Below are 26811 nucleotides of genomic sequence, written 5' to 3'. Positions count from 1 at the left end.
GGAAAATATCCTCTGCAAGTAACGATACGCTTCAATCGTAAACAGCTAATGAAGCAATTCTTAAAAAATTATGAATTGCGCGGCTTTCGTTTTTGTTTTTGTCCGTAAAAAAATACAACAGCGGCCTTTCCCGAGGGCAAAGGTCGCTGTTGTGCTTGAAAACTGAATATAAGCAGACTCTAGAAATTGAACTTCACACCAGTTAGCTTCTCGCTGAGCTGCCACAGTCGTTGGGCATTATCAGGATCGATCGCCCACGGACGCACTCCGTACCCGCTTAAGCTCCCGACCGGAACGGCTTCGGCGATATCGCAATCCTCGCAATAAACCCCTCCCTTATCATTTAGCGCTTCGCTCGTAGCGCACCATATCGAAGTGGCGGCCCCTTGTTTGATCGTTTTGAATCGATTCCCCTGCCCCATCTTAAATCTATTTATTAACTTAATGATGCTTCCCCTATTCAATAGTTTTAAGGCAATTTTGTTTAGACTTACGGAAAGGCTTGACGCTTTTTCATCGAGACTGAATCTACCTATTCCCGTACTCGGGATTAAACCCGGATGAACTGCAAAAGCTCGTACGCCATGAATTTGGGCCATTTTATCCAGTTCTACGGCGAACAAGACGTTAGCGGACTTGGATTGGGCATAGGCTTTCCACTTATCGTATTCCGTCGTTGCAAAATTCGGGTCTTCGAATAAGACGCCACCAAGACGTTGCGCTCTGGAGGAAACTGCGATAACCCGGGCGTTTCCCGCTTTTTTCAAGGCAGGCCAAAGTCTTGCCGTTAATTGAAAGTGACCCAGATGGTTCGTCGCGAATTGTGCTTCGTAGCCTCGTTTGTCGAGCATGAATGGCGTAGCCATAATCCCGGCGCCGTTGATAAGCATATGAAGCGGTCTATCCGAGGATAAGAACCTCTCCGCGAACGCGTCGATCGATCGCGGAACCATTAAATCCATGATCTCCAATTCGATGTTCGGAATGCCCTTCAACGCAATACGGGCTTTTGCCTCCGTGCGAACAGGCACGATGACGGTCGCGCCAGCTTCGGCAAGAACGCGTGCCGTCTCCAGGCCGATGCCGGAATAACCACCGGTCACGATCGCGACTTTACCTTTGAGTTTGCGCTCACCCAATGCTTGCTTGGCTGTCGTGTTAACTCCGAAACCTGAATGTATAGGGACTTGTTTTGAATAATTAATATGATTAAATATCTGTGTACGAGTCATCTTCGTTTCCCTCCCGTGTTTACTGCGATACGATGAGCAAATCTTCTAGGCCGGCGATTAGCTTCTTGAGATCCATGAGCTTACTGGATGGGTCCAAATAGTAGTAATTCATCGTAGTGACCTTGTACACTTCGACGATTCCCGCATTTTTCAATATTTTGAGATGATGCGATACGGCAGGCCTAGACAGATGGGTTTGAGCGGTAATTTCTCCAACGCGCATTCCATCGCAACCGGCATCGATAAGCGTAAAGAGTATCAGTTGACGCGTCTCGTCTCCGATGGCCGATAACACCCTCGTACAGGACTTAAAATCCGATTTCAATCGACTCAATTTCAAACTATCGTGCATCTTATTGTTCTCCTTGGGCAATCGGTTTAAATGCTTGAACCACTGAAAAATAACACATGGAAATCAGTCGAGCAACATCGGGAAAGAAAATCGAGACGAAGCTCTATCGTAAAATCGCAAAAAGCCGCGATGTATATCGCGGCTTTTTGCGGAACGCACTATTTATTTTACCGTTAAGGAATGCTTCTCGCGTGCGATCCGCGTCGCTTCGACCATGTTGCGCAAGGAATCGACCGTTTCTTCGAATCCGCGGGTTTTGAGTCCGCAATCCGGATTAATCCAGAAAAGCTGAGGGTCCAGCACGCGCAAGGCGCGATCGATCATCGAAGACATCTCCTCCACTCGCGGAACGCGCGGACTATGGATGTCGTATACGCCTAAGCCGATCCCCAGTTCATACGTGTTCAGCTCGAAGCTGTGAATCAGTTCGCCGTGGCTGCGGGAAGTCTCTATGGAGATCACGTCCGCATCCATCGCTTCGATCGAATCGATCATGTCGTGGAACTCGCAATAACACATATGCGTATGAATTTGCGTCGTGTCCTGAACCGTGGAAGTCGTCATGCGGAACGCTTTGACCGCCCATTGCAAGTAGTTCGCTTGATCTTGTTCCTTCAGCGGAAGACCTTCTCGTACCGCAGGCTCATCAACCTGAATCATCCCGATGCCGGCCTTCTCTAGAGCCTCTACTTCTTGTCTAAGAGCATAAGCGAGCTGGTAGGCGATCTGTTCGCGCGTGATGTCCTCCCGGACGAACGACCAGTTCATGATCGTAATCGGGCCGGTAAGCATCCCTTTAACCGGACGTTCGGTCTTCGATTGGGCATATTTCGTTTCCTCGACGGTCATCGCTTCTTCGAACGCGACGTCCCCGAAAATGATCGGCGGTTTTACGCATCGGGAACCGTACGACTGAACCCAGCCGAACTGCGTAAACGCGAAGCCCGCAAGCTTCTCGCCGAAAAATTCGACCATATCCGTACGTTCGAATTCGCCATGCACGAGTACGTCTAACCCGATCTCTTCCTGCAATTTTACCCAGATGTCGATTTGTTCCTCGATGAACTTGGCGTATCGCTCGTTGCTCCACTCGCCCTTGCGCCATAGCTGGCGCGCTTTGCGAACTTCTGCCGATTGAGGGAAGCTTCCGATCGTAGTCGTCGGGAATAACGGCAATTGCCATTTGTCCCGTTGAACAAGATGACGTTCGGTAAAAGGAAGATGACGCGCCGGATATTGCGCGCTAATGGCGGCAACGGACTGTTGAATGTCGTTACGATTGCGCTCGCCGGATTGTTTGAGCGCCTGTAGGTCACTCTCGTACTGTACCAACTCGACTGCGATGCTGGTCTCGCCCGACACGTCGGCTTTGGTAAGCAAAACGATTTCGTCCAGCTTCTCGTCGGCGAAGGCTAGCGCTCCCTTGAGCTCGGGAAGTAGCTTCTTCTCGTTCTGTACGGTAACCGGAACGTGCAGCAAACTGCACGAGGATTGGATGATAAGGCGATCGGACGAAACGATTCCGGTTAGTTCCTTCAGAAGCGCGAGTTTCTCTTGCAAGGATGCTTTCCATATACCGCGGCCGTCGATGACTCCTGCGCCCAATACCTTGTCCGCCGGGAAGCCCGATTGCCGGACAGCGGATAAGTTGCCGGACAAGCCATGCACGAAATCAAGTCCGATTCCTTTAACCGGCAAAGCGACGATATCGCTGTAGTTTTCTACCGATTCAAAATAGGTTTGTAACATAATGTTCAGTTCGGGCACCGCTGACGCGAACGAATCATAGATCGACTTAAGACGGCGTACGTCTTCCGCGCTTACTTTCGTCACCAGAATCGGTTCGTCGATTTGTACCCATTGAACGCCTTCATGGGCAAGCTCCCGAAGAATCTGCACGTACAGCGGCAACAAACGCTCTAGCCAAGAATCCGTCTCCGTTGCCGCATAGCCTTTCGACAGCTTCAAGAAAGACAGTGGCCCCAAGATAACCGGCTTTCCTTCGATACCGAGCAGTTCCTTTGCTTCACGATAGGCATTTAGGGGTTTGTTTTCGGTAATCGCCGGCTCCGCCCCGTCCAGTTCGGGTACGATATAGTGATAGTTCGTATTAAACCACTTCGTCATTTCGCTGGCCGTGGCATCCTTCGTTCCGCGGGCGATGCCATAATATAAGGACAACGGCACGACTCCGCCTTCATAGGAGAAGCGCTTCGGAACGATACCGAACATCGTGGCCGTATCGAGTACATGATCGTAATAGCTGAAATCATTAACCGGGATGAGGTCTATGCCTTTGTCCATCTGCTTGCGCAAATGATTCAAGCGGATTTCCTTCAGCTGTTCGTGAAATTCCGATTGATCGAGCTTGCCTGCCCAGAATGCTTCAAGAGCCTTCTTCCATTCGCGTTCCGCGCCGATACGTGGATAGCCCAACACACTGCTTTTCGCCATCTTGTAACACTCCTATACGAATTGTTACAAGAAAGATACCATTTACGCGCGGATATAGCGTAACTGGAAATAACTATACCTAGATATAGCCATTGGCTATATCTATGTTGTTACGGGGCGACTGCCCGGTTAAGCGCTTCTATATAAGCCATTCCGAGCTTGGATAACGACGTGTTCTTGTGGGAAATCCAGCCGACGTTAATCGTTTCCCCTACGTCCAAAGGTACGGGTATGATTTCATTGCCGTTCAAATCCGCGCTCAGCACTCCGGTCGAGATCGTATACCCGTTCAACCCGATCAATAAATTAAAAAGCGTCGCACGATCATTTACGCGAATGCTTTTCTTATGCGACATCGTACTGAGAATTTCTTCCGAGAAATGAAATGAATTATAATCGCCTTGATCGAAGAACAGATACGGATAATCCTGCAGTTGGTCGATGGTCACGACCGGTTGAACGGCTAACGGATTTTTAACGCTAATAAAAATGTGCGGCTTGGCCGTAAATAAACTGTTGAATTGCAAGTTCGCGGTTTTGAGCAGCTTGTTGATGACTTTTCCGTTGAATTCATTGAGATATAGAATCCCGATCTCGCTGCGCATCTCTTTGACGTCTTCGATAATTTCATAGGTTTTGGTCTCGCGCAAAGTTAATTCGTACTCCTCCTGTCCATACTCCTGGACGAGGCTTACGAAGGCATTTACCGCAAAAGCATAATGCTGGGTGGATACCGAGAAATGCTGCGGCGACGGCTTGGCATTCAAATATCGGCTTTCCAACAATTCCGCCTGCTCGACGACTTGCCGCGCGTAGCTCAAAAATTCGACGCCTTCCTTGGAAAGCGAGATGCCCTTGTTCGAACGGTCGAATATTGCAAAGCCCATTTCCTCTTCCAAATCCTTAATCGCGTTCGATAGAGTCGGCTGAGAAACGAACAATCGTTTGGCCGCCTCGTTAATGGAGCCCCGATTCGCGACCTCGATGACGTATTTTAATTGCTGCAAAGTCACTGAAAGTATCCCCCTCTAACCTCGCGCTGCCGAAATGATTAACGAAATAAGAGTAACAAATTCAAAATGAAAAAGACATCTATTCCTTGGCGATTCCCCTAATTACGCGAGTAATCGCCTGGATAGATGTCGATGAGTTCGAATGAGTAGCTTTTCTAGTCTCTAAAATGAGGAAACTTTTTCAAATCGTTCAACAACGAGCTCGAAGCGTTTTTCAGAGCATCGACCGTGGACTGTTGGTTGTCGGTTAATGTCTTTATCCACACCTTGAACAGCTCCGCCCTAGCAGGGTCATCGTATCCAAAAAAACGTGCAAACTTGGTTTTATACGTATCCGAGAATTGTCCGTATGTCAGCACAACTAAATTGATAAAATTGGGATCCGTTCCGGCTACTGAGATTAAAGAAGCGGCTTCGTTCGTCCATGCCGATTCGTCGGTTTCCTTCATCGTCGCGTTGATCAGTAGCGAGAGCGCCTCGGAGTTCCCCTCGAATTTGCTGATCAAGTAAGCAACGCTGTACCGCAAGCTCGCGTCCGACGAATACATAAGCAGCGAGCCGAAGGCTTTCAGAGCTTGATCCGACTTGAACGGCCTCAGCAAATCAAACGCGGCATGTTGCAAGACTTGATCCGAACCTGCATTCGTGAATAACGCTGCTATATCTTTGATATTGCCTTCCAGGTTGTGGACGGCGAACTCCTGCGCCATAGCCGTAGACCATGAAGGCGTTCCTTTCGCGACGATCGATTGCAGACCGGTCAGCAATTGCTGGCGATCGATTTGCATCAGCTTGTCTAGTTGTGTTTTTTCATCGTCCGTTAGCTTCGCGTAATCCTTCTTGAATAACGTCTGCAAACCTTTACGGATATCGGCGTCCAGCAGCGCCATATCTTTGTAGACGACAGATTTGGTAGCACCAATCGCTGCGCCGTCGCCTGTTGTCGGCGCGCCCACTTGAATGACGACGCTTGCTTTGCCGCTATATCCTGTCTGAGAAACCGTCGCGGTTACCGTTGCTTTACCCGGAGAAATACCCGTAACGACGCCGGCAGCGGAGACAGATGCCACTTTGGAGTCGCTGATCGCGAAGCGATACGAGACCTTGGCCGTTGATTTCAGCTTAGAATTCAAATCGACTTTATCGCCTTTTTTCACTGTGATCGACGCGACCGTAAATTTCGGATTCGCGGGTTTGTTCGGCGCAGCCGATACGGTACCCGCTGCCAGATTAAAAACGAGGAACAAAGATAGGATTAAGGAAATAGCGCGATGTTGCGACATTATGAATTACTCCTTTGGCGAATTATGGAAGCACTTTAAGATAAGTATAACATGATAGCAACACAATCTGACAAAAAAGGCTCTTTTTTAACATTTTCAATCGAAACAAGCCCCCTGTTCTCTCCAGGGGGCTTGCCGTTTGATCGTTCGCTTCATTATTCATGTTTCAAATGTTGCAACGTGAGGACGAATAATTGTTCGATATGCGAATCGTCCAAGGAATAATAAACGGTTTTGCCGGACTTACGTCTTTTTACGATTCTTAGGTTACGCAAGTATCTGAGTTGATGCGAGATGGCAGATTGCCCCATTCCGAGAAGCACCGATATATCGTGCACGCATAATTCGCTAATTAACAGGCTACCGATTAGCTTAACGCGCGTTGGATCGCCGAGCGCCTTAAATAGTTCTGCCAGTTTATCCGCCGAAAGATCATCCACCATTTTTTGTTTCACTTCGGATAGATTCGTTTCCGTTCCCACGCAAGTCTCTTCGCATTGGTCTATGACTTGCTTCTCCATTCAAATTCACCTTCAATCAAAGAACCGTTTTCCTACATTATACCAACATACGCGCTTTTCAAAAAGGCTCGCAAAAAAGAAGGAGTTCCGAAGAACTCCTCCCTACTGATCTAGCCGCTTGATTAAGGATTGATAGTCAAGTTAAATCCGCTCTGCAGGTAATACAGGCCCGGATAAGCGACATTGCTCGTCGTCAGGTGATTAAACGTAGCCGAGCCGTTGCCGGTGTAAGTGAAGATGGCCGCACCCAGATGCGGTCCTGAGAACCGCGAGGTGGTTATGCCATCCCGCCCCGTACCGTTAATCGTGATGTTGTTGAACACGATGTTCTGGAATCCGCCGCCGTAACCGAACTGTATCGCATCGCGTTGAGAATTGATGATATCGATGTTCGTGAACGTGACGTTCTTAATGGCGTCATTCGATGCTTCCAGGTCGATCGCGCCGCGTTCTCCGTTGTACAGATCTTGGCTTGTGCCGCTGTTAATGATGGTCGTGTCGGAGAACGTAATGCCCGTATTGTTCTGGAAATGGTAGCCCGGGAACACTGTATTCATGCGAATAGCGGAACCGCCTACGGTGTCGATAATGAGATTGTGATCGGCCTTATGTCCGCTTCCTCCGAAGAACGCAATTCCTCCCGCGCGCCAGTTATCCTCGATAGTGTTATAAGAGAAAGTATTGTTTACGCCCGCGGTTGCACCGTTGTCATTGCTGGTCCATACGGCAAGAGCGTCATCGCCGTTATTGCGAAGACTGCTATTCCGTACGGTAGAATTGCTCGTTCCTTGGGCGAAGTTGACGCCGTCGGCGAGGTTATTGCGAATACGGCTGTTTTCGATCAACAATCCGTTCGCGAAAATCGCCGGAGTATGCGCATAATCCCCTACCCAGAAACCGCATTCGAAATGTTCGACCCAGACGTCGTGAATGACGGAATTCGTTCCGAAGTTATCCATGAACCCTTTGTAAATCGCATTCTGGCCGTATCTCGAACGCAAGTTCGAATTGAGATATACGTTGCCGAAATCAAGCTTCCCAGACATCCGAAGCGAGATTCCGCCGCCAGCCGCGTTAGGGTTCGTGAACTGGATGTTCGTGTACCAGTACCCCGCGCCCGTTACTGTAAGGTTATTGATCAAATTGCTTGCCGTACCGATCTGCCACATGCTGCTCAGGTTAAAAGTTCCTTCGGGAATATACAAGGTTTTACCGCCGGCTACCGCCGCGGTTACGGCAGCATTGAAGGCCGCTAGGTCATCTTGGCCGTCGTTCGCGACGGCGCCGTAGTCCGTAACGGATACCGAGTTAGACGGACGGGCGATTGCGGATGGAACCGGCTCGATCTCGATGAAGTCGACGCCGTATTCGATGCTATCGTTTCCTTTCTGAATCCGGATCGTATCGCCGGGTTGAAGCGGCGTATTCAGTTTCCAATGCACTTCATCGAAACGGAATAGCGGTCGTCCGCCGCTTGGCGTATCCGCCGGCATGTCTCCCGAGAAATATTGCCAGCTATAGTAGGACGTTAACGAAACCGTCTTAACCTTGGTTCCGTTGACGTACACGTCAAGCGAACCGCTTAAGCCCATGCCGTCCGACGAATCGGGCATCGTAAATCTCATCGTGACGCCCGCGCCGCCTTGCCCTTGCCGTACGGTCCATTGAAGATTGGAGCCGTTGGAAGGCAGCGTGACATAACTCTGGCCGGAAGCTTCCGACGCGGTCAGCGCTTGATTAAACGTCGGTGCGGTTCTTAATGCGGCTCCGCCGCCAAGAGTAGCATCCTCGGTATCATAGCGGCTATACGGCACGCTAGCGCCGCGTTGCGCATACACGACCAAGTTCGAAGTGTTGACGTTGTTCGCCTGTTTGGTCGCGACTTCGTTGGCATCTGCCGCAACGGTAGTCGTTACGGTGTAATTCCCGTTTACCGCTGTCCAGGTCCCGGGAATGGCGACGTTAACGGAAGCTCCCGAAGCTAATACTCCGGAATACGAGCCGGTAAGAGTTTGGAGCGTAGTACCTGCGGAATTCTTAATGACGAGCGTAATGCCATGAGCGCCGCCCGCCGAAGCAATCGTCCCTTGATTCTTGAGGTTTACCGTAAATGCAACCGAATTATTGACGACCGGTGTACTTGGGGACCAGGAAGTGGTACCGATCAAGTCGGAACTTGATACGGGAACGACGATGAGAGTCGAAGAGTTCGTATAACTATTGTTCGACTTGTTCTGCTCGATGATCGCGTTGCTCTCGTCTACTATCGAGCTCACCGTATAAGTCGCGGCGGTTTTCGTGCCGGCATTCAGTGATACCGTGGACGAAGCGCCTGCGGCCAGAGCGCCTACTTGAGCGAAGCCCGCAAGCTCATTGTTCAAGTAGAAATTGACCGTAGTCGCCGGCGAGCTGGCGTTACCTATGTTCTTAACGGTAGCGTTCAACGTAATCGCGTTGGTCTCGTCCGGTGATACAGGCGTCCAAGACATGCCCGTAATCGTCAGATCAGGATTTGGCGCTGGCGAGCCGAACACTTGGAACTCGGCGATCTGTCCTGCGGGAGCACCGGAGTTCGACGTAATGTTCAACTGCAGACGCTTAACCGTCGCCGTAACCGGAATCGTTACGGAGTTGCCGGTAGCCGGATTAAACGTATACGTTTGCGCTGATACCAGGTTGCCGAATGTCGTCGTGTTTTGGTCGTGGCCGAGCACTTGAATCGTTTGCGTGCGTGTAGACCAGACCGTCGCAGGGTTCAGCTTCAGCACGATCGACGTAATATTTTGGTTCGCTCCGAGATCAAGCGTCAGCGTACTTGGATTGGAGCTACCTTCCCAATAAGTGTTAGTGTCGTTGTCGTTCGCGTTCGTTGCCACGAAATTCTGCGTCGAGGAAGATGCGGTAATCGGTTTACCGATCGCGATATTGCTGCCTGGTGGAGGCGTTGGCGTAGGTGTTGGCGTAGGTGTTGGCGTAGGTGTTGGCGTAGGTGTTGGTGTTGGTGTAGGTGTAGGTGTAGGTGTAGGTGTAGGTGTAGGTGTAGGTGTAGGTGTAGGTGTAGGTGTAGGTGTAGGTGTAGGTGTAGGTGTAGGTGTAGGTGTAGGTGTAGGCGTTGGAGTTGGAGTTGGCGTAGGTGTTGGTGTGGCTGAAGTTGGATCTAATGTGATTTGGTCAAGGTTGACGTTGGCCGTATCGCCCGCGTCGTATTTGTAAGCGATCGTGTTATTACCGGCATTCAAGGTAATGGTCTCTACCTTAGTCCCCCAAGTATCCCAGTTCGCCAAGTTAGGCAAAGTGGTTTGCCGGATTTTCGTTCCGTTGACGTAGAGGCTTAACGTCTGCGCGCTGCCGTTCGCGTTTCCGTACTTCAGCGTCGAGTTGTAGTTTCCGGCGGACGCTACGTTAACCGTAAAGGTCGTCGTCGCGCCTTGCGTCCAGTATCCGTCAACGAAACCGGTCCCGGAGTAGCCCGTATGGTCTGTATTAACTTTCGCTCCGCCGGTCAGCGCTGCCGATTCGGCTTGGTAGACGTTCGAAGGCGTTGGCGTCGGAGTTGGTGTAGGACCGCTGGCGCCATAGATTTCGAACTCGGACAATTGTCCTGCCGGCCAGCCCGTATTCGCCGTGAAGTTCAGGCGGACGTAACGCGTGCTCGCCGCCGTGAAATTGATCGTGACCGAGTTATTCGCAACCGAAGGGTTGAATACATAACCGGCGGAGCCTACGAGGTTCGTGAACGTCGAGCCGTTCGTGCTGCCTTGAACGGTCAACGTCTGCGTACGCGTTCCCCAGCCCGCGGGAAGCTTCAGCACGACTTGATCGATGCTCGTATTCGAGCCAAGATCGATCTGAACCCATTGCGGGAACGCGTTGTTCGTGCTTTCCCAATACGTGGCTTGATTGCCGTCGTTCACGTTAGTCGGCGTATACACATCGGATTGGCCGCTCGCCGATACGGTTTTGCCTAGCGCGAGGTTAGCTCCTCCGGCCGCGGAGGCGGGAGTCGGAGCAAAAGGACCGATAGCCATGAACAAACTCGCGAACAGCATCGTGACTACTAGAGACCATGCGACATACTTGTTGCGCATTATATTCCTCCTCATCAATTTGTTTAATGCAATTAAATACTTACCTCTCCGCTTACGCTCTGATGCTTGGGTTGAAGTCCTCCTTCGTCCTCAGAATGACAGCGCTTACATTACCTCCTTTCATTTAGATATCCTCATTATAGAAACAGAGGGCATCAACAGATAAGAAGCAATCCTACGGATTATATATGCGATTCCAAGATCATTAAAAGGGAGGGGAAGAAATCTTCCCCTCCCTGCTCCAACTCTTGCTTAACCGTGAAAGATCCACCCCTTAAACCATTTCAGAACTCCGTCGGCGTAAGAGACGTAAATTTCCGTTCCCGAGAGAATCGGATAATACAGCACGAACAACAGCACGACTGCTCCCGTATACAGGTGCGTCCATTTTCGATAAAGGGGATTCCCCTCTTCGATTTTTCGAATCCAATAGACTATGCATAACACGAGAAAAGGCACGCAAGCGAAAAAATGATAGATAAAGGTTAGCCTGGAGACGAGAACCCAAGGAACATAGGCCGCTAGTATTCCGACCAGGACGACCGTCATGTCGTCGTTTTTTCTTTTCCATGCCGAGCGGAACGTAGCGATCGCCGCAATCGTCCCCGCCCACCAAACCGCAGGGTTACCCATGGCCACGATGCTCGACATTTTGCCCGGTGCGAGTTCGGAGCTTCCATAATACCAAATCGGCTTGCGGATGATCGGCCACTCCCACCATGTCGACGAGAAAGGATGCGTAGCGTTCAGCTTGCTATGGTAATCGAACATAAATTTCTGATAGGAGATCACGTTCTTCCACCCATGCCCGGCACCAGGCACGAGCATAAAAGGAATATACGAAGCCGTGTAGATCATCAAAGGCACAACGATAAAAAACAACCCGCACGAGAGCAAAGTCCAGAGCGCATTTTTTCCGAAAAGAAGCTGTCTGTTTCCCTGGTACTCCTTATATCTTTTCCATAAAGAGAGAAAGAACAGGATGGCCAATCCCGCGCCCGCATACAGCCCGATCCACTTGGTCGCGGATGCTAGACCGAAAGCAAGTCCGCTTAGCGCAAGAGGCGCTAAAGTCTTCAAGAGCTTGTCCTTATAGAAGTTCATCACATAGTAACGATGCATGCGTTCGTAAGCGAGCAGGATGAAAAATACGGCGAAGGTATCGACGGTTGCCAATCGGCTCTGCGTAAATAACATGAAGTCGAAAGCGATCAGAATCGATGCTAGAGCAGCGTAACGAGTCTCCCTGAACAATCGCTTACCGAAAAGATACATTAACGGTACGATCGCAATACCGAAGAGCACGCCTGCAATTCGCCAACCGAACGGATTCATGCCCAATATGGCCACCCCGGCGGAGATTATGACTTTTCCGAGGGGGGGATGGGTCGACTCGTAAGGTTCCATATGATGCAAATTCTCGTAAGCGGTTCGAGCGTGGTAGATCTCATCGAAATACATGCTATTCAGATAGGACGGTCGTATCGGAACGGTACGCTGTTCATCGAACGCCGGTGAAGACAAACCCTCGCCGACCAAGGAAATGAGCTTCTGATCCGCTCCTAGGAAAGCCATTTCGCCTAGTGCCGCGCCCGGCTGAATCGATTCGATTTTCACGTAACGAGTCGTAACCGAGGCCTGAATCTTCTTCCATTGGAATACGGTGCCATCATTCAAGTCGATGTTCGTTAATAAAGTCCAGGTTTGCCTGTCTTCAGAGGACTCGATTTGAAAACTGCCATTGCCGATGCCCCCGTACCATTCTATCGCTCCTACTTGTTGCGCGCTTCCGAAATCGGCGATCGCGCTTTCCCCTTGCGATACCGGCTTCCAGAAGCTCTGCGGGGCGACGCTCGAGCCGAGCTGGAACAAGGCAATCGCTGCATACACGACCGTAATGACGGTCATCGCGAGATAGTCCCGGCGAATCATCGGAGCGGGCGTTTCGATCTTGGCTATCGTCGTTTTTATTCTCGTTTTTATTCCCGTCTTTACTCCGGGTTTAACTACCGATTTTATTCCCTTATCCTGTACGACGCTCGTTTTTTTGATCAGGAGCTCATATCCCACCCATACGGCATAAATCGCGAGACATACGTTCGTGAAAGCGACGAGGTTCATGAATCCGTTGCCGTTCGGGATAAAATAGTCGTGTCGGAGTCCGAATTTCAGCACGTAAGCTACATTGGCGAAATTCGTGATCGAAACGCCTAGAAATAGCGCGAACACGCGAGTATCCCGGAAACGAAGCCAACACATGAGCGCAAGCGGAACGGTCGCATAACCGTAGCGTTCGTGAAGTCCGGTCTTAAACGCGAACACGAGCAAGGCGATCAGGAAGGCCGCGTAGAAAATATTCCCCTCCCTGCGGCTTCGAAGCAGAAAAAACCCAGCGATTAGGACGATAATCGCGATAGCCAGAACATCCCATGTAGCGAAGGTGATCCCCCACCACTTTTGACTCGTCTCGACGCCATTTGCGCCAAGCAAGGCATAACCGTTAAACGCGTTAAACGTAGCATACGGATACAATCCGAACATCGCTTTGTAATGCTTAAAAATCCACAAAGGACCTTCCCGAATCGAGAAAGGCAACGTGATCGCTACGAAAGCGAATAATCCGTAAATCGCCGCGTTTAACGTTTCTTTCCGGAATCGAATCGATAAGAGAAGCAGCGGCGCGAAAATAAGCGATTGAGGCTTTATCAATATCGCGATTACGAATAAGACGGTAGCCGCCGTCAGCTTTTGTTTATGCAGGAAAAGAAGCATTAACACGACTAACAGACAAAATACGGAATCCATTTGGCCCCATAACACGGAATCCAAGAACACGAGCGGATTCAGCACGTACAGCAGCGCGGCTAACAGAGCCGTTTTCTCGTCCCATAGACGCAGTGCCATTTTGTAGATGAACCAGCCCGTCACGAGATCGGCGACCATTGCCGGAAATTTAATCAGAATGATCGACGCGGACGACTCCGGAGCCAAACCGAACCACGACTTGATTAGACCGAGGACGTATAACACGTAGATGTACCCCGGCGGATAATCCGCGAACACCTGGCCGTTATAGAAGTTAGACAAACCATTCCGATAGGCCTGGTCCGCCCAAGCCATAAAATCGAATATATCTATCGGATGCCCTTGAAGCATCGGCGCGCATACGAGCCTCAACAGAAAAGCGCCCCCGAACACGACGATGACGAGCCACGTCCGATTTATGCTTACTTCTGGAGCTTTATCGGATGCTATAGTCGAGCGGTTACGGTAACGGGACAACAAATAGACGCCCATCGCCGCATAGGCCACGCCGTAGAAGATCATCCACCCCGAGAATCCGGAGTGCGATGGAACCGACTCCGACCCGCTGGCCGCTCCCTGATCCGCGGCTGGCTCGAAGGGGACGACGACCGCTCCGGCGGGAGCTTCATCGAGCTTTTCCATTCGGAAATCGTCGAAATCGGCTCTGCCCGCGTTCAGGCTTCCATAACCGCCAAGCCGGACCGCAACCGTAATTTGGTTCTGCCCTGCCCCCGTACGGCCGACGAGTTCAACGTTCTCCCAACCGCCGGCCGAGTCAGTCAAATCCCGCGATGTCGTACCGATCCCAAGAACGGAGATATTCGCTCCGGTAGCGCCTTCCCCGGCTTGAACGACCCTGACCCAACAGCTAAGTTTATACAACGAATCGGGTTGAACCGATACCGTCTGTACCCACTTGGCGTCGTTCGGCTGAAAGCTCTCTATGGTTGCAAAGCGCGAACCCGAGTGCGCGTCTCCCTCCACTACCTTCATCAAGCTATTTTCATCGCCGGCCAAATAAGCATCCTTGCTCCAATTCGTCGGCTCATCGGCATTAACTTCCTCGAAGCTGCCGTTAATAACGAGATTCGTTTCCCCGTTCTCCGCGAACGCCGATGCCGCTGGAAACAGTAAAGCGATCAGCAAGAGTAGAAACAGGGAAAATCCGATTATCGCGCTTGTCTTCGCTTGCTTGTTCATCACAAGGTTGATCCCTCCGCCGTACTTCGGTTAAAGAATGAGTGATATTCGATATGTACAAGATTCAACAGTTACGATTCATTTCCTTCAAACGCACCAAAAAGCCCGCGATTAACGCGAGCTTCTTTCTGCATCGAATCTATTATCAAGCGCGACTATAACGTCAACTGCCGATCATTAAGTCCTCTCTTCTTCTGACGAGACTTCCATTCCGACGCCACGTATACAACGATCAACGCGATGTAAAATAGACTTGATAGACGATACATCATTCCATAACCCACGAACCCGGCAACAAGTCCTAACAAGGCAGCGCCGCCCGCGATTCCGATATCGAACAAATTAAAGAAGGTCGCGGTAGCTGAAGTGCGTGCATTCGGTTCTACTCGATTAATGATCCACGCTTGAAGAGCGGGGAATAACGCCCCGAAGCCGATACCGAACACGGCGGCTGCTCCCAGCATCGTTCCCATATTCGTCGCATAGGAAAGCATTACGGTCGCCAAGCAGGTTAGAAATGCGGAGGGAACGATGACCCAAAAAGGACCTTTGGCATCGAAAATTTTCCCTGAAACGAATCGAACCAACACCTCGAAAATAGAGGTGACAAGAAAGAAATAGCCGATATTAGCAAGCCCCGCTTCCTTCCCGAAGAGCGCTATGAAGCTAATAATCGCACCGAATCCAAAACCCGACAGCATGCCAAGCAATGAAGGAAACAACGCTTGACGATTGACCAGACGGGAGAGGAAGGGTTCGGCAACGAACTTCTCCACAGGCGTATTCTGCTTATGGGCAGGCGCGCTTCGCGGTATCTTCATTATGATATTAAAGAAGCTTGATATCACTAGGAAAGCCGTTGCGATCACGATAGCGATATCGTAACCGGCGTGTTCGAACAAGATGACGCCGATGAAAGGTCCGATCGACACCGCGATCGTGTTGGATAACCCGAAGTACCCCATGCCCTCGCCCATTCGGGAAGGCGGAATCATATCGGCTGCCGCCGTACCGTACAAAGTCGTAGCAATGCCGAACCCGACGCCGTGAAGAAGACGGAACATAATCAACCAGACCACAACCATGGCTACGTCGTAGAGTCCGGTTGCAACCAGACAGATGATCCCGCCGATAACGAGTAGAGACTTTATGCCGATCTTGTCGGCGAAAAAACCCGTGAACAGCCGAATCAAAATCGCGGTGACCGTAAAAATTCCCATGACGATTCCGATCTCGGAAGACGTACCTCCTATTGTCTCCATATGAAGAGGCAGGATCGGCATCAACATTTCGAAAGCTAAAAACAAGAACAAATTGGAGTATCCAAGCAAAATAAAATCTTTCGTCCACAATCTTTCTTTGTGATTCACGCTGCTTCTCTCCTACTATGTTCCTCGGATTTTCATATTCTCTTGCGATACTCTGTCGGGGTCATTCCCATGAATCCGCGAAATAGCTTAAAGAAATAGCTGGAATTGTCGAAGCCAAGCTCCTCCGCGATGACTTCGACAGACTTGTCCGATTGATCGAGAAGCTCTCGAGCCCTCTCCATTTTGCGATTGGTGACGAATTCGACGAAGGTTTCGCCCGTTTCTTTCTTGAATATGCGACTAAAATGCGATGGATTCAGCTCTAGTTTGATCGCTAGCTCTTCCATGCTGATCTTTTCGTTCAGATGCATCATGACATAGCGTTGGGCCGCAACGATTTCTTTGCGAATGGATTGATTTTGCTGAGCTTTGACCAATTCCATCTTCCCCAGCAAAAATTGGATCAGCCAAAGACTAAGATGCTCCAACGTATCCATGGAATTGATCGCTTTCTGCAGCATCACGGCATTATAGTTCGTGAGAAAATGCTGCATGACCGTATACTTAAGTTCTATATCGGTCACGATTTTGAGAAGGTAGCTTCGGACGGATTCCACCGGATATTTGCACGACGAGATGTGATCCATCCATTTCGTAACGACCTTGTGGATCTCGTCTTCATTCTGCGTAAGAATCGTATCTCTAAAATCGTGCAGGGCTTCCGTATAGTGAACGAAAATATCCTCCGTCGTCAGCTCTACCGGCTTTAATCTCGCAATAATTTGCTCTCCGGAGTAGAAGCGGAAGTTATTGCCGTTTAATAGCAACACAATCTGCGCTTTTAATTCGATGATCGATTTGCTCTTCTCTCCGAAATAATAAGAAGTCGGAACCTTCAAATAACGCTTCATATCCTTTTGAACGGATGACAATTCATTCTTAATCCCTTCAAGCACGTTCCACTTGATCGTCTTCGGGAAGGGATAGATGATAAAGTAATGCTGCTCGTCCAGCGCCAACACGACGCTTCCTTCTATTTTTACCGCTTCGTTCAGCGCATTCTCGATGACAAAGTGGATCTGATGCCGGCCTCCGAAACGCAATTCGAATTCCTGATATCTGTCCGGCATGCAAAGAACCGGTAAGTAATGGGTATCTGCGGCAATCGGAATTTCCAGCGACTCGGCTTTTAACGACCACTCCGCCTCGTTCCAGATCGGATTGTCGATCAAAGTACGCAGGAAGTCCGTTCGAAGCGAGGACATGTTCTGGAAGACGACATCCTGTAACTTCTGGCGTCCCTTCTTCTCCGCCTTCTCGTTATCCATTTGCCGGATAAGATTACGCAAGACTTCCGTGATTTGCTCGATTCTCATCGTTTCTTTCAGAATATAATCCGTTGCGTTCAGCTTCACCGCCCGCTGAGCATATTGAAAATCTTCGTGGCAGGACAGAATGACCGTCTTTAAGTCCGGATTGATTTTCTTGGCCTCTTCGATTAACTGCAACCCGTCCATGATCGGCATGCCGATATCGGTAATCAGCAGGTCCGGGGGGTGAAGCTTGCAAGCTTGCAAGGCTTCCTCTCCGCTAGAACAAGCTTCCACTAGCTCCAGCCCAAGATCTTGCCAAGGAATCATGGCCGTCAAATACTCGATTACGGGAACATGATCGTCCGTGATTATCGCTTTATACATTCGCATTCTTCTCCATCGGTTGAATTGGGAGAACAAGCACCACCGTTGTCCCCTGATCTTGCTCGCTCTGCAAGCTCATTTGAAATTTATTGCCATAAATCAGCTTTAATCGGTCATAGACATTGGTTAATCCGATTCCGATGTTGTTTGAATGGTCTTTCTGGACGGATTCTTCAATAATCTGCAGTTTATTAATCATCATGCGTTCCTGCAAAACATTTTTAATGTTAACGTCCATTCCTTGTCCGTTATCTTTCACGGAAATGAACAAGCAATCTTCCGTTTTTCTGGCGCTAATCGTAACATTGCCGCTTTTGCGAACGAATCCATGCTTATACGCGTTTTCAATAATCGGCTGAAGTATGAACCGTGGTACGTTCTCCATCAGCAACTCCGAGTCCACATCGATTACGGCAACAATCGGAAACTTGGCGGTGAAGTTCATGAGATCCATGAATTGCTGGGTCATCTCGATTTCCGCCATCAAGGGAACGAATTCCTGCTTCGTGGAGAAGGTCGACCGCAGCAAGGAAGCCAAGGAGCCTATCAATTCGGCGTTCTGCTCGTCATGCTTCATCAACAATTTTAATCTTATCGAACTCAACACGTTAAATAAGAAATGAGGATGGATTTGCGCGTGCAACATCGCGATTTCGGCTTGGCGCTTCAGCTCTTGCTCGATCTTCACTTGTTCAAGAATCACCATGATTCGATCGAGCATCTGATCGAAAGCTCTGCCCAACCGCCCTACTTCATCCCCGCCTCTCACATGCGACCGCACATCCAATTCACCGGCCTCGACTTTAAGCGCGGCTTGTCCAAGGATATGAATCGGCCTTGTAAATTTGCGGAGCAAATAAGCGAGCACAAGAATAAATCCGGCCACGGATAAAATCTGCAAAATCAATCCGGACTTATATATCGCGTTTAATTTGTCGGTTAATTGTTCGTAAGGTGCCAGACTAGCCAATGTCCAGCCTGCATAACGAAGGGGCACGGACACGAACACTTGATTCTGTGCCTCAAAACGAATAATCTCGGGAGACTCTAAGACGTCCTTCCCGATCATGCCGTTAAAATCCCTACCGATGAAATTCTTATCCTTATGGGACAGAATATGCCCGCTATCATCCATCAAAAGGAATTGCTCGGAAAAGCTTTCGAAAATATCGCTGATCGTGTTCTCCGTGCGACTAACGATCATATAAGCAAATGGCTTTGACGAATAATTCATCAAAGCTCTTGCCGTCATAATGACATAAGGTTGAGTCGAAGCCTGCGGTTTAATATAGTTGGGCTGTACTCCTATGAACAAGGTATCGAACGCATTCAACCCGGATAACTTAGGGAACCAAGTCCGATCGCGGAAATCCTCCGGATTAAAATCGTAATAGGAGTAATTCGTATAGTGCCGGCCATCCAACGTAAGCAAGTTGATCTGCATATTGGGCTTGCCGCTGCTTAACTGCTCGATCCTAGTCGTGACCGCCTGGGACTTCAAAGGATCGTCGTCGCTCTGCAGAAGAATGTTCATGATTTCGGGATCGAATTGGATCATATTCGAAACGCTGACCATTTCCTCTAATATTCGATCGATTTGAACCTGTACGTTATTCAGCACCTGAGCAGAGTTTTCCAACGTATGTTCGCGGATAATCCGTTTGGAGAAAACATCCGTGTTGTACAACATGATTAGGGTTGGTAGGATTAAACAAGCAATGGACGTCAGAATGAGTTTATTCCTGAGCGACGGCTTATGGAACAATAATCGTTTCATTCTCGCTGCTCCTTCGGGCCGAATTAAGGAGGAATACGACAACCGCGGCAGCGATTGTCGTATCTACTGAGTTACTTCTGTAACTTTAGCCTTTGACACTTCCGGAAGCAACACCTTCGATCACATATTTCTGACCGAAAATAAAGATAATGAGCAGCGGCAAAATGGCGGACACGGATGCAGCCATGATCAGCGAATAAAATTCACCGTTAAAATCCGCGAACTTTTTCATCCCGAGCTGGAGCGTAAACAAACGATCGGAACGGAGAAATATCAACGGGTTCTGGTAATCGTTCCAAGTGAATACGAACCTTAAGATCATTGCGGTTGCCAGTCCCGGCGCTACTAACGGCGTCGCAATCCGGGAGAAGGTCGTCCAATGGTTTGCCCCGTCTATTCTTGCCGACTCGAGTACTTCGTTGTTAATTCCCATGAAGAACTGTCTAAGCAAGAACGTCCCGATTACGCCTGAAGAACCGAGCAAGATCAAGCTGAGATGGGTGTCGAATAACTGCATCCAGCGCATGATGATGAATTGCGGCACTAACGTAGCCTGAGTCGGAATCATGAAGGTCGTTAGCACGAGCAAGAAAAGAACTTCGCGTCCTTTGAATTTCACCTTGGCGAAGCCGTAAGCCGCCATACAAGAAAGCAGCAAGGATAACGCCGTCGTCAGGACGGTAACGACGATCGTGTTCCAGTAATAAAGCGAGAAAGTAACTTCCCCTGCCCAGACCTCCTTATAGTTCTCGACCGCATGCCAGGTTTTCGGAATCCATTGAATGGGATAGGCCAGCACGTCCAATTCTGGTTTTAACGAAGCCGAGATCATCCATAGGAAAGGCATGACGAACAGGATACCTACGGCTCCCATAACGATCGTAATCAATACGCGGTCCAATCGAATTGTTTTCATATGCACACCCCTTAGTAGTTAACCCATTTCTTCTGGCCGACCCATTGAATAAGCGTGATGGCGAGAATGATGAATAGTAGCATTATGCCTATTGCGGAGGCGTAACCGGATTTAAGATTAACGAATGCGTTTTGATATAATTCAAACACCATAACGTCCGTAGACCCCGCAGGTCCTCCCCCCGTCAGAACCATGATTAGGTCGAACGCCCTGAACGAGCCGACGATTCCGGTAATGAGCAGGAAAAATGTCGTAGGCGAAAGCAACGGAAGCGTAACGGAGAAAAATTTCCTGATCGATGACGCGCCATCGATATCGGCCGCTTCATACAAATCGTTAGGGATGTTCTGCAAGCCTGCCATGTAAATGATCATATCGAATCCCAAGTTGGCCCAGAGCATAATGATCATGACGGATATTAGCGAGTAAGACGGGTCTGCCAGCCACATGGGCGGATGTTCGATCCCGATGGACATTAAGAACCCGTTAATCGGACCGCTGCTCGGATGGAACAACACCCGCCATAGAATGGCCACAGCCACGAAGCTGGAGATGAACGGCATAAAATAGATGACTTTGAAAAAAGACTTAAAGTACGCGGCTTTATTAATAATTGCCGCCAATACCAATGAAATAAACATCGATACAGGGACAATGGCAAGCAACGTAAAATTGTTTCTCATCGAATGAAGAAAATCGTCATCCCGGAACAGGTTCGCGTAATTGTCGAATCCGACGAAACGAATCGTATTCAGACCCGCGATGAAATTCCAATCCGTAAAGCTGACGATACCGGATAGAACGATCGGAATGGCCGTAAGCACCAGCGTCAAGATCACCATCGGAGCGGTAAATAGATATCCGGCCCAAGCATCGTAATAAGATTGTTTTCGCGTGCGTTTTTCCACCGCTTGACTCACTTCGACCACCTCTTGTTGTTTTATATTTTCATTATAGGAAGGCCCTGCACGAAAAACATTTAAGTAATTTTTCTGATTGAAAAATATTTTGCCGCTTTAAAATAAATAAAAAAAGACAACGATCTCCCCCAAATTCGCACATTGGAGAAACCGTTGTCGGTAAGCAAAAACGCCTTCGGCGTCCTCTCTTTATTATTTGCCGTTGCTGTCTACGATTTTTTGAATCTTGGCTGCCGCATTTTTCAGAGCCGTGTCCGCATCTTCCTTGCCGAGCAAAAATAAATCCATTTCTTTCGTGAATTCCTGGTCGGCTTGATCGTAATAAGATGGAGGAACGCTAAAGTTTTGCGGAATTTGGTTTTGCATGACATACATCAACGATTCTTTGTCGACCATTTCCGGGTTTTTGGCGGTTGCCAATTGGTTGTCGATTACCGTTGCGATATCCGCTTTTTTATATGATGGAATATACTTTCCTTGCAGTTGAATGCCTTCCGTCGTGTACCAGCGAATAAACTGGTAAGCTTCTTCCTTATGTTTCGACTTCGAGTATACGGACATCAGATCCGCATTGTTAAGCGTGGACATCGGATCTTCCTTATTCACTTTCGGGTAAGGCGCGAAGACGGTCGTGAAGGTAGCAGGCACTTTATCCGTACCGCCGGCTTCCGGGATCATATAATCGCCCGTAACGATCATGCTGGCTTTTTCGCTGAAATACTGAGGGCGATAATTCAGCTTTTGGCTAATAACCTCCGCAAAAGGCGTAGCCGATTTGTCCACGAATTCTGCTTGATGACGAATCTCCAACGATTTTTTCATGAGCGGGGTTTCAACGTTCAGCGTCTTGCCGTCGGACTTCAAGAGGAAGTAATCATCCATCTGAGCTAATTGTGCTAGGGAGGAGTAATTGCTCCAAGTATGGAAATATGTCCCGTATCTCTTATTCGCGCCATCGCTTTTAGTCAGTTTCTTCGCATAATCGAGATATTCATCCCAAGTCCAATCCTTCGGAACGGTTAAGCCGGCTTCATCCAGATGGTTCTTGTTCAGCATGACGAAGAAAGTGGATTTCTTGGCGGGAAGTGCATAAGTCTTGCCGTTAATGACGGGATCGGAATAATACTCGTCCGCCACTTTATAGCCGTCTTTCGCAATATACTCGTCAAGCGGCTCCAGCATATTGATCGCGGCCCGCTGAGCATAGTATTGAGGGGCAGAGAACATCATGAGATCGATCTGATCGCCGGAAGCTGCGGCAAGATCGAGCTTCTTCAAGTATTCTTGCGAATTGTTATCGCCGGCAGTAACCGATTCGATCTTAATGTTCGGATACTTGTCTTGGAAAGCTTTGTATACGTCGTTCCATTTGTCTTGATCATCGTTGTACCAATGAAAGAACTTTAGGGTTACCTGCTCCTTCTTATCGGACGATGTCGGGTTGGAGCTGCCTGTTGCATTGTCGGAAGTTTTGGATCCGCAACCAACGAGCGATACTGCGATCAGAGAAATTGCCACTGCCATTCGGAACGAATGCTTTAACATAGAATCAGTCCCCCTCTTATAATTGCTGTTAGTTAGCACTTCTTCTGTCTTCAAGAGATACTGAAAACGGATTCGGCGAGTAACAAAATGAATACTACACCATAGCACATTCGGCTACACCGAACAATTTTGGCGGTTCCCGAAATATTTTTTCTCCGTCCCTGCTATTTTGCTTAAGAGAACAAAAAAAATGAGCATCCATTCTATTTTAGAATAGATGCTCATTTATTGTAGCCTTATTATTTACTGTTGCTGTTTACGACTTCTTGGATTTTCGCCGCCGCGTTTTTCAATGCCGTGTCCACGTCTTCTTTGCCCAATAGGAACAAGTCCATCTCTTTCAGGAATGCCTGATCGGCTTGATCGTAATAAGACACCGGAACGACGAAGTTTTGCGGAATTTGGTTTTGCATAACGTACAATAGCGATTCCTTATCTACCATTTCCGGAGTTTTGGCGGAAGCCAACTGGTTGTCGATGACTTTGGCGATATCCGCTTTTTTGTACGACGGAATATACTTTCCTTGCAATTGAATGCCTTCCGTCGTGTACCAGCGGGCAAAAAGGTAGGCTTCTTCTTTATGCTTCGATTTCGAGTAGACGGACAACAGGTCGCTGGCGTTAGTCGTGGTCTGAGGATCGCCCTTATTCACTGTCGGAAGCGGAGCAAAGGCGGTTTTGAAGTTAGCGGGAACTTTATCCGTTCCTCCGGTTTCCGGGATCAGGAAATCGCCTGTAACAATCATACTCGCTTTTTCGCTGAAATACTGAGGCCGATAATTCAGTTTCTGGCTGACGATTTCGGAGAAAGGCGTTGCGGATTTGTCTACGAATTCCGCTTGATGACGAATCTCCAACGATTTTTTCATGAGCGGCGTTTCAACGTTCAGCGTTTTACCGTCCGGTTTCAGGAGGTAGTAATCGTCCATCTGAAAGCCTTGGGCAAGTTGCGTATAGTTACTCCACGAGTGGAAATAAGTTCCGTATCTTTTGTTCGTGCCCTCGCCTTTTGTTAGCTTCTTCGCATATTCGAGGTATTCGTCCCAAGTCCATTCCTTCGGAACCGTTAGGCCCGCTTCATCCAAGTGATTCTTGTTCAGCAAGACAAAGAAAGAAACTTTCTTGGCGGGAAGCCCGTATGTCTTGCCGTTAATGGCAGGATCCGAATAATAATCGTCGGCCACTTTATAGCCGTCTTTCGCAATGTAATCGTCAAGCGGTTCAAGCATGTTGATCGCCGCGCGTTGAGCATAGTACTGAGGCGCCGAGAACATCATGAGATCGATCTGATCTCCGGATGCCGCGGCAAGATCAAGCTTCTTCAAGTATTCCTGCGAATTGTTATCTCCGGCGGTTACCGATTCGACTTTGATATACGGATACTTTTCTTGGAAAGCCTTGTAAACGTCGTTCCACTTGTCCTGATCGTCGTTATACCAATGGAAAAACTTCAACGTAACCATTTCTTTTTTGTCTGCTGAAACCGGAGCCGAGTTGCTTTCTTGACTGCTTGCCGATTGGCTTGCGGAAGCATCGGACGATTTGTTTGAGGCTTTGGAGCCGCAACCTACGAGCATTACCGCGATTAATGAAATTGCCACTGCCATTCGGATCGAATACTTAAACATTGAATCAGTCCCCTTTTTGTAACAGAATTTTTAATGCGATTTCCTGTTTCAAAATCTCTTGGAAGCGGTTTCAACTGGCTGCATTTTGAAATTACATCATTTCCCCTTCTCAGGTAACCCAACTATTTTTGCATTTTCCGAAATTATTTTTCTCCGGATAAAAATTTGTCCGATATGCAAAAATCCTTTAATGTCCCTTATCGAGCATTCCCTTATATTGAAACCGTTAGGGTTAAAATAATCGGGACGAAAAGGAGCGATCCATATGTTATACCCGCAAAACAATACCAAAAGAGAAGTTATCGAGCTTAATGGCATGTGGAACTTTAAGGTCGAGGAGCCTTCTCATTCCCAGAACGATTGGTTCTCCGGTAAGCTGCAGGATACGATCCCCATGCCTGTTCCGGCGAGCTACAATGATCTCGTGGAGGACTTGAAAGTTAAGGAGCATGTCGGAAACGTCTGGTACGAAAGAGACTTCTACGTGCCCGAAGCTTGGATCGGCAAACGAATCGTTCTTCGGTTCGGCAGCGTTACGCATTACGGCAAAGTATGGGTTAACGGACAAGAAGTCATGGAACACCGCGGAGGGTATACGCCTTTCGAAGAGGACATCGCATCCTATGTACAATTTGACCGTAAGAACAGGCTTACAGTACGCGTTAATAACGAATTGGATTTGACTACGATTCCGATTGGCGAAGTCGAGATTCGGACGAACTTAGCAGGCGAACCCATCAAGAAGCAAAGTTACTTTCATGACTTCTTTAATTACAGCGGCATTCACAGACCCGTTAAAATCTATGCCACGGCCAAACAATTCGTTAAGGACATAACGATTCGAACTGATCTATCGGATCAAACCGGTCTTGTGAACTACGAGGTAGAAGTTGAAGATAGTCCGAATATCCAGGTGTTCATCCTGGACGAGGACGAGAACATAGTCGGGGTAGCTTCCGGCCTGAACGGCGTTATTTCGATCGAGCAGCCTGAGCTATGGGAGCCCGGCGCTGCTTATTTGTATACGTTACGGGTCAATGTTCAGGACTCGGAAGGCAAAATCGTGGACACTTATGACGAGAGCTTCGGCATACGGACCGTAAAGGTCGAAGGAAATCAATTTCTTATTAACGGTAAACCCTTCTATTTCAAAGGCTTTGGCAAACATGAAGACGCCGAATTCCACGGCAAGGGATTGGATGAAGCCTTAAACGCGAAGGATTTCAGCTTAATGAAGTGGATCGGAGCGAACTCCTTCCGAACATCCCATTATCCCTACTCGGAGGAAATCATGCGGCTTGCCGACCGCGAAGGGATCGTGGTCATTGATGAAGTCGCCGCCGTAGGTCTCCATTTGACTCTAGGCGGGTTCATGTCTCCCCATAAGCGCAACACCTGGCAGACCGTTCAGTGCCAAGAAGCCCATAAAGAAGCGATTAAGGAATTAATCCGACGCGACAAAAACCATGCCTGCGTCGTGATGTGGGTCGTCGCCAACGAACCTGCCGGCGAGGAAGAAGGCGCATACGAGTATTTCAAACCTTTAGTTGACCTGACACGCGAGCTTGACCCTACTCGTCCGCTTACGATCGTCAGTTTCATGGCGGCAACTCCGAAGATCTGCAAGCTTCATACTTTAAGCGATGTTCTCTGCCATAATCGTTACTATGGTTGGTATGTCCATGGAGGCGATTTGGAAACGGCGGGACAAGAGCTCAGGAAAGAAATGCTGGAATGGTGGGAAACCTCGCGCAAACCGGTCATCTTGACTGAATTCGGCGCGGATACGATGCACGGCATTTCTTCCACGGTGCCTGCCATGTGGACGGAAGAATACCAATGCGACTATTTGGCGGCCTATCATCGCGTATTTGACGAGCTTGATTTCGTCATCGGCGAGCACGTATGGAACTTTGCGGACTTCGCCACCAAACAAGGGATTATGCGGGTGGATGGCAACAAGAAAGGCGTGTTTACCCGCGATCGAAGACCTAAGAAAGCCGCTCATATGCTTCGCGAAAGATATCAAAAAATCGAAAATTATTTCTATAAAAAGTAAAAACCCAACCC

At 48.8% G+C, this 26811-nt stretch carries 16 protein-coding genes; 1 reads left to right on the top strand and 15 read right to left on the bottom strand.

Features of this window, described 5'->3' with window-relative positions; genetic code table 11:
• Nucleotides 1-179: 179 nt before the first annotated feature.
• The 15 genes from D7Z26_RS01340 to D7Z26_RS01270 form a co-directional block, all read right to left on the bottom strand.
• Nucleotides 180-1232 carry an SDR family NAD(P)-dependent oxidoreductase gene (locus tag D7Z26_RS01340; RefSeq protein WP_199731634.1) on the bottom strand — a complete coding sequence of 351 codons (1053 nt, stop codon included), beginning with the start codon at nt 1230-1232 and terminating at the stop codon, nt 180-182.
• A gap of 19 nt (nt 1233-1251) precedes the next feature.
• Nucleotides 1252-1584: an ArsR/SmtB family transcription factor gene (locus D7Z26_RS01335; protein ID WP_120974029.1), complete on the bottom strand. Its 333-nt coding sequence runs from the start codon at nt 1582-1584 to the stop codon at nt 1252-1254.
• A gap of 162 nt (nt 1585-1746) precedes the next feature.
• Nucleotides 1747-4038 carry a 5-methyltetrahydropteroyltriglutamate--homocysteine S-methyltransferase gene (gene metE / locus D7Z26_RS01330; RefSeq protein ID WP_120974027.1) on the bottom strand — a complete coding sequence of 764 codons (2292 nt, stop codon included), beginning with the start codon at nt 4036-4038 and terminating at the stop codon, nt 1747-1749.
• A 110-nt stretch (nt 4039-4148) separates the two neighbouring features.
• Nucleotides 4149-5051 carry a LysR family transcriptional regulator gene (locus D7Z26_RS01325; protein ID WP_120974025.1) on the bottom strand — a complete coding sequence of 301 codons (903 nt, stop codon included), beginning with the start codon at nt 5049-5051 and terminating at the stop codon, nt 4149-4151.
• 155 nt (nt 5052-5206) lie between these two features.
• Nucleotides 5207-6334: an Ig-like domain-containing protein gene (locus tag D7Z26_RS01320; RefSeq protein WP_120974023.1), complete on the bottom strand. Its 1128-nt coding sequence runs from the start codon at nt 6332-6334 to the stop codon at nt 5207-5209.
• Between the two features lie 155 nt (nt 6335-6489).
• Entirely contained in the window at nt 6490-6855 is a 366-nt protein-coding gene (locus D7Z26_RS01315) for an ArsR/SmtB family transcription factor (protein ID WP_120974021.1), read from the bottom strand.
• Nucleotides 6856-6977: 122 nt separating this feature from the next.
• A complete protein-coding gene (locus tag D7Z26_RS01310; protein WP_120974020.1) occupies nt 6978-10943 on the bottom strand; it encodes a discoidin domain-containing protein in 3966 nt (1321 codons plus the stop codon).
• 252 nt (nt 10944-11195) lie between these two features.
• Entirely contained in the window at nt 11196-14948 is a 3753-nt protein-coding gene (locus D7Z26_RS01305; protein ID WP_120974018.1) for a phospholipid carrier-dependent glycosyltransferase, read from the bottom strand.
• Nucleotides 14949-15103: 155 nt separating this feature from the next.
• The gene (locus tag D7Z26_RS01300) at nt 15104-16318 is read right to left on the bottom strand and encodes an MFS transporter (RefSeq protein WP_120974016.1); all 1215 of its coding nucleotides are present in this window, start codon (nt 16316-16318) and stop codon (nt 15104-15106) included.
• A gap of 32 nt (nt 16319-16350) precedes the next feature.
• Nucleotides 16351-17955 carry a response regulator transcription factor gene (locus tag D7Z26_RS01295; protein WP_120974014.1) on the bottom strand — a complete coding sequence of 535 codons (1605 nt, stop codon included), beginning with the start codon at nt 17953-17955 and terminating at the stop codon, nt 16351-16353.
• Complete coding sequence (locus D7Z26_RS01290; protein WP_120974012.1) at nt 17948-19732, bottom strand: sensor histidine kinase; 1785 nt, start codon at nt 19730-19732, stop codon at nt 17948-17950. Before D7Z26_RS01290 ends, D7Z26_RS01295 begins: the two co-directional genes overlap by 8 nt.
• An 85-nt stretch (nt 19733-19817) precedes the next feature.
• Nucleotides 19818-20648 carry a carbohydrate ABC transporter permease gene (locus D7Z26_RS01285; protein WP_120974010.1) on the bottom strand — a complete coding sequence of 277 codons (831 nt, stop codon included), beginning with the start codon at nt 20646-20648 and terminating at the stop codon, nt 19818-19820.
• 11 nt (nt 20649-20659) lie between these two features.
• Nucleotides 20660-21568 carry a carbohydrate ABC transporter permease gene (locus D7Z26_RS01280; RefSeq protein WP_233566543.1) on the bottom strand — a complete coding sequence of 303 codons (909 nt, stop codon included), beginning with the start codon at nt 21566-21568 and terminating at the stop codon, nt 20660-20662.
• 192 nt (nt 21569-21760) lie between these two features.
• Nucleotides 21761-23113, bottom strand: coding sequence for an ABC transporter substrate-binding protein (locus D7Z26_RS01275; protein WP_120974008.1), 1353 nt, complete (start codon nt 23111-23113; stop codon nt 21761-21763).
• Between the two features lie 239 nt (nt 23114-23352).
• Nucleotides 23353-24741: an ABC transporter substrate-binding protein gene (locus D7Z26_RS01270; RefSeq protein WP_120974006.1), complete on the bottom strand. Its 1389-nt coding sequence runs from the start codon at nt 24739-24741 to the stop codon at nt 23353-23355.
• Nucleotides 24742-25006: 265 nt separating this feature from the next.
• Here D7Z26_RS01270 and uidA point away from each other — a divergent pair, with 265 nt between their 5' ends.
• Nucleotides 25007-26800, top strand: a complete 1794-nt coding sequence (uidA, locus tag D7Z26_RS01265; protein ID WP_120974004.1) for a beta-glucuronidase — start codon at nt 25007-25009, stop codon at nt 26798-26800.
• Nucleotides 26801-26811: the final 11 nt, after the last annotated feature.

The organism is Cohnella endophytica, assembly GCF_003628305.1.
GTDB classification, from domain to species: Bacteria; Bacillota; Bacilli; order Paenibacillales; family Paenibacillaceae; genus Cohnella; species Cohnella endophytica.
This window is presented reverse-complemented; position numbering and strand designations above follow the sequence as displayed.

Excerpts from the sequence above, each read along its gene's own strand:
- D7Z26_RS01340 (WP_199731634.1), bottom strand. The coding sequence starts at position 1,232 with ATGACTCGTACACAGATATTTAATCATATTAATTATTCAAAACAAGTC.
- D7Z26_RS01335 (WP_120974029.1), bottom strand. The coding sequence starts at position 1,584 with ATGCACGATAGTTTGAAATTGAGTCGATTGAAATCGGATTTTAAGTCC.
- metE (WP_120974027.1), bottom strand. The coding sequence starts at position 4,038 with ATGGCGAAAAGCAGTGTGTTGGGCTATCCACGTATCGGCGCGGAACGC.
- D7Z26_RS01320 (WP_120974023.1), bottom strand. The coding sequence starts at position 6,334 with ATGTCGCAACATCGCGCTATTTCCTTAATCCTATCTTTGTTCCTCGTT.
- D7Z26_RS01315 (WP_120974021.1), bottom strand. The coding sequence starts at position 6,855 with ATGGAGAAGCAAGTCATAGACCAATGCGAAGAGACTTGCGTGGGAACG.
- D7Z26_RS01310 (WP_120974020.1), bottom strand. The coding sequence starts at position 10,943 with ATGCGCAACAAGTATGTCGCATGGTCTCTAGTAGTCACGATGCTGTTC.
- D7Z26_RS01305 (WP_120974018.1), bottom strand. The coding sequence starts at position 14,948 with ATGAACAAGCAAGCGAAGACAAGCGCGATAATCGGATTTTCCCTGTTT.
- D7Z26_RS01295 (WP_120974014.1), bottom strand. The coding sequence starts at position 17,955 with ATGTATAAAGCGATAATCACGGACGATCATGTTCCCGTAATCGAGTAT.
- D7Z26_RS01290 (WP_120974012.1), bottom strand. The coding sequence starts at position 19,732 with ATGAAACGATTATTGTTCCATAAGCCGTCGCTCAGGAATAAACTCATT.
- D7Z26_RS01285 (WP_120974010.1), bottom strand. The coding sequence starts at position 20,648 with ATGAAAACAATTCGATTGGACCGCGTATTGATTACGATCGTTATGGGA.
- D7Z26_RS01275 (WP_120974008.1), bottom strand. The coding sequence starts at position 23,113 with ATGTTAAAGCATTCGTTCCGAATGGCAGTGGCAATTTCTCTGATCGCA.
- D7Z26_RS01270 (WP_120974006.1), bottom strand. The coding sequence starts at position 24,741 with ATGTTTAAGTATTCGATCCGAATGGCAGTGGCAATTTCATTAATCGCG.
- uidA (WP_120974004.1), top strand. The coding sequence starts at position 25,007 with ATGTTATACCCGCAAAACAATACCAAAAGAGAAGTTATCGAGCTTAAT.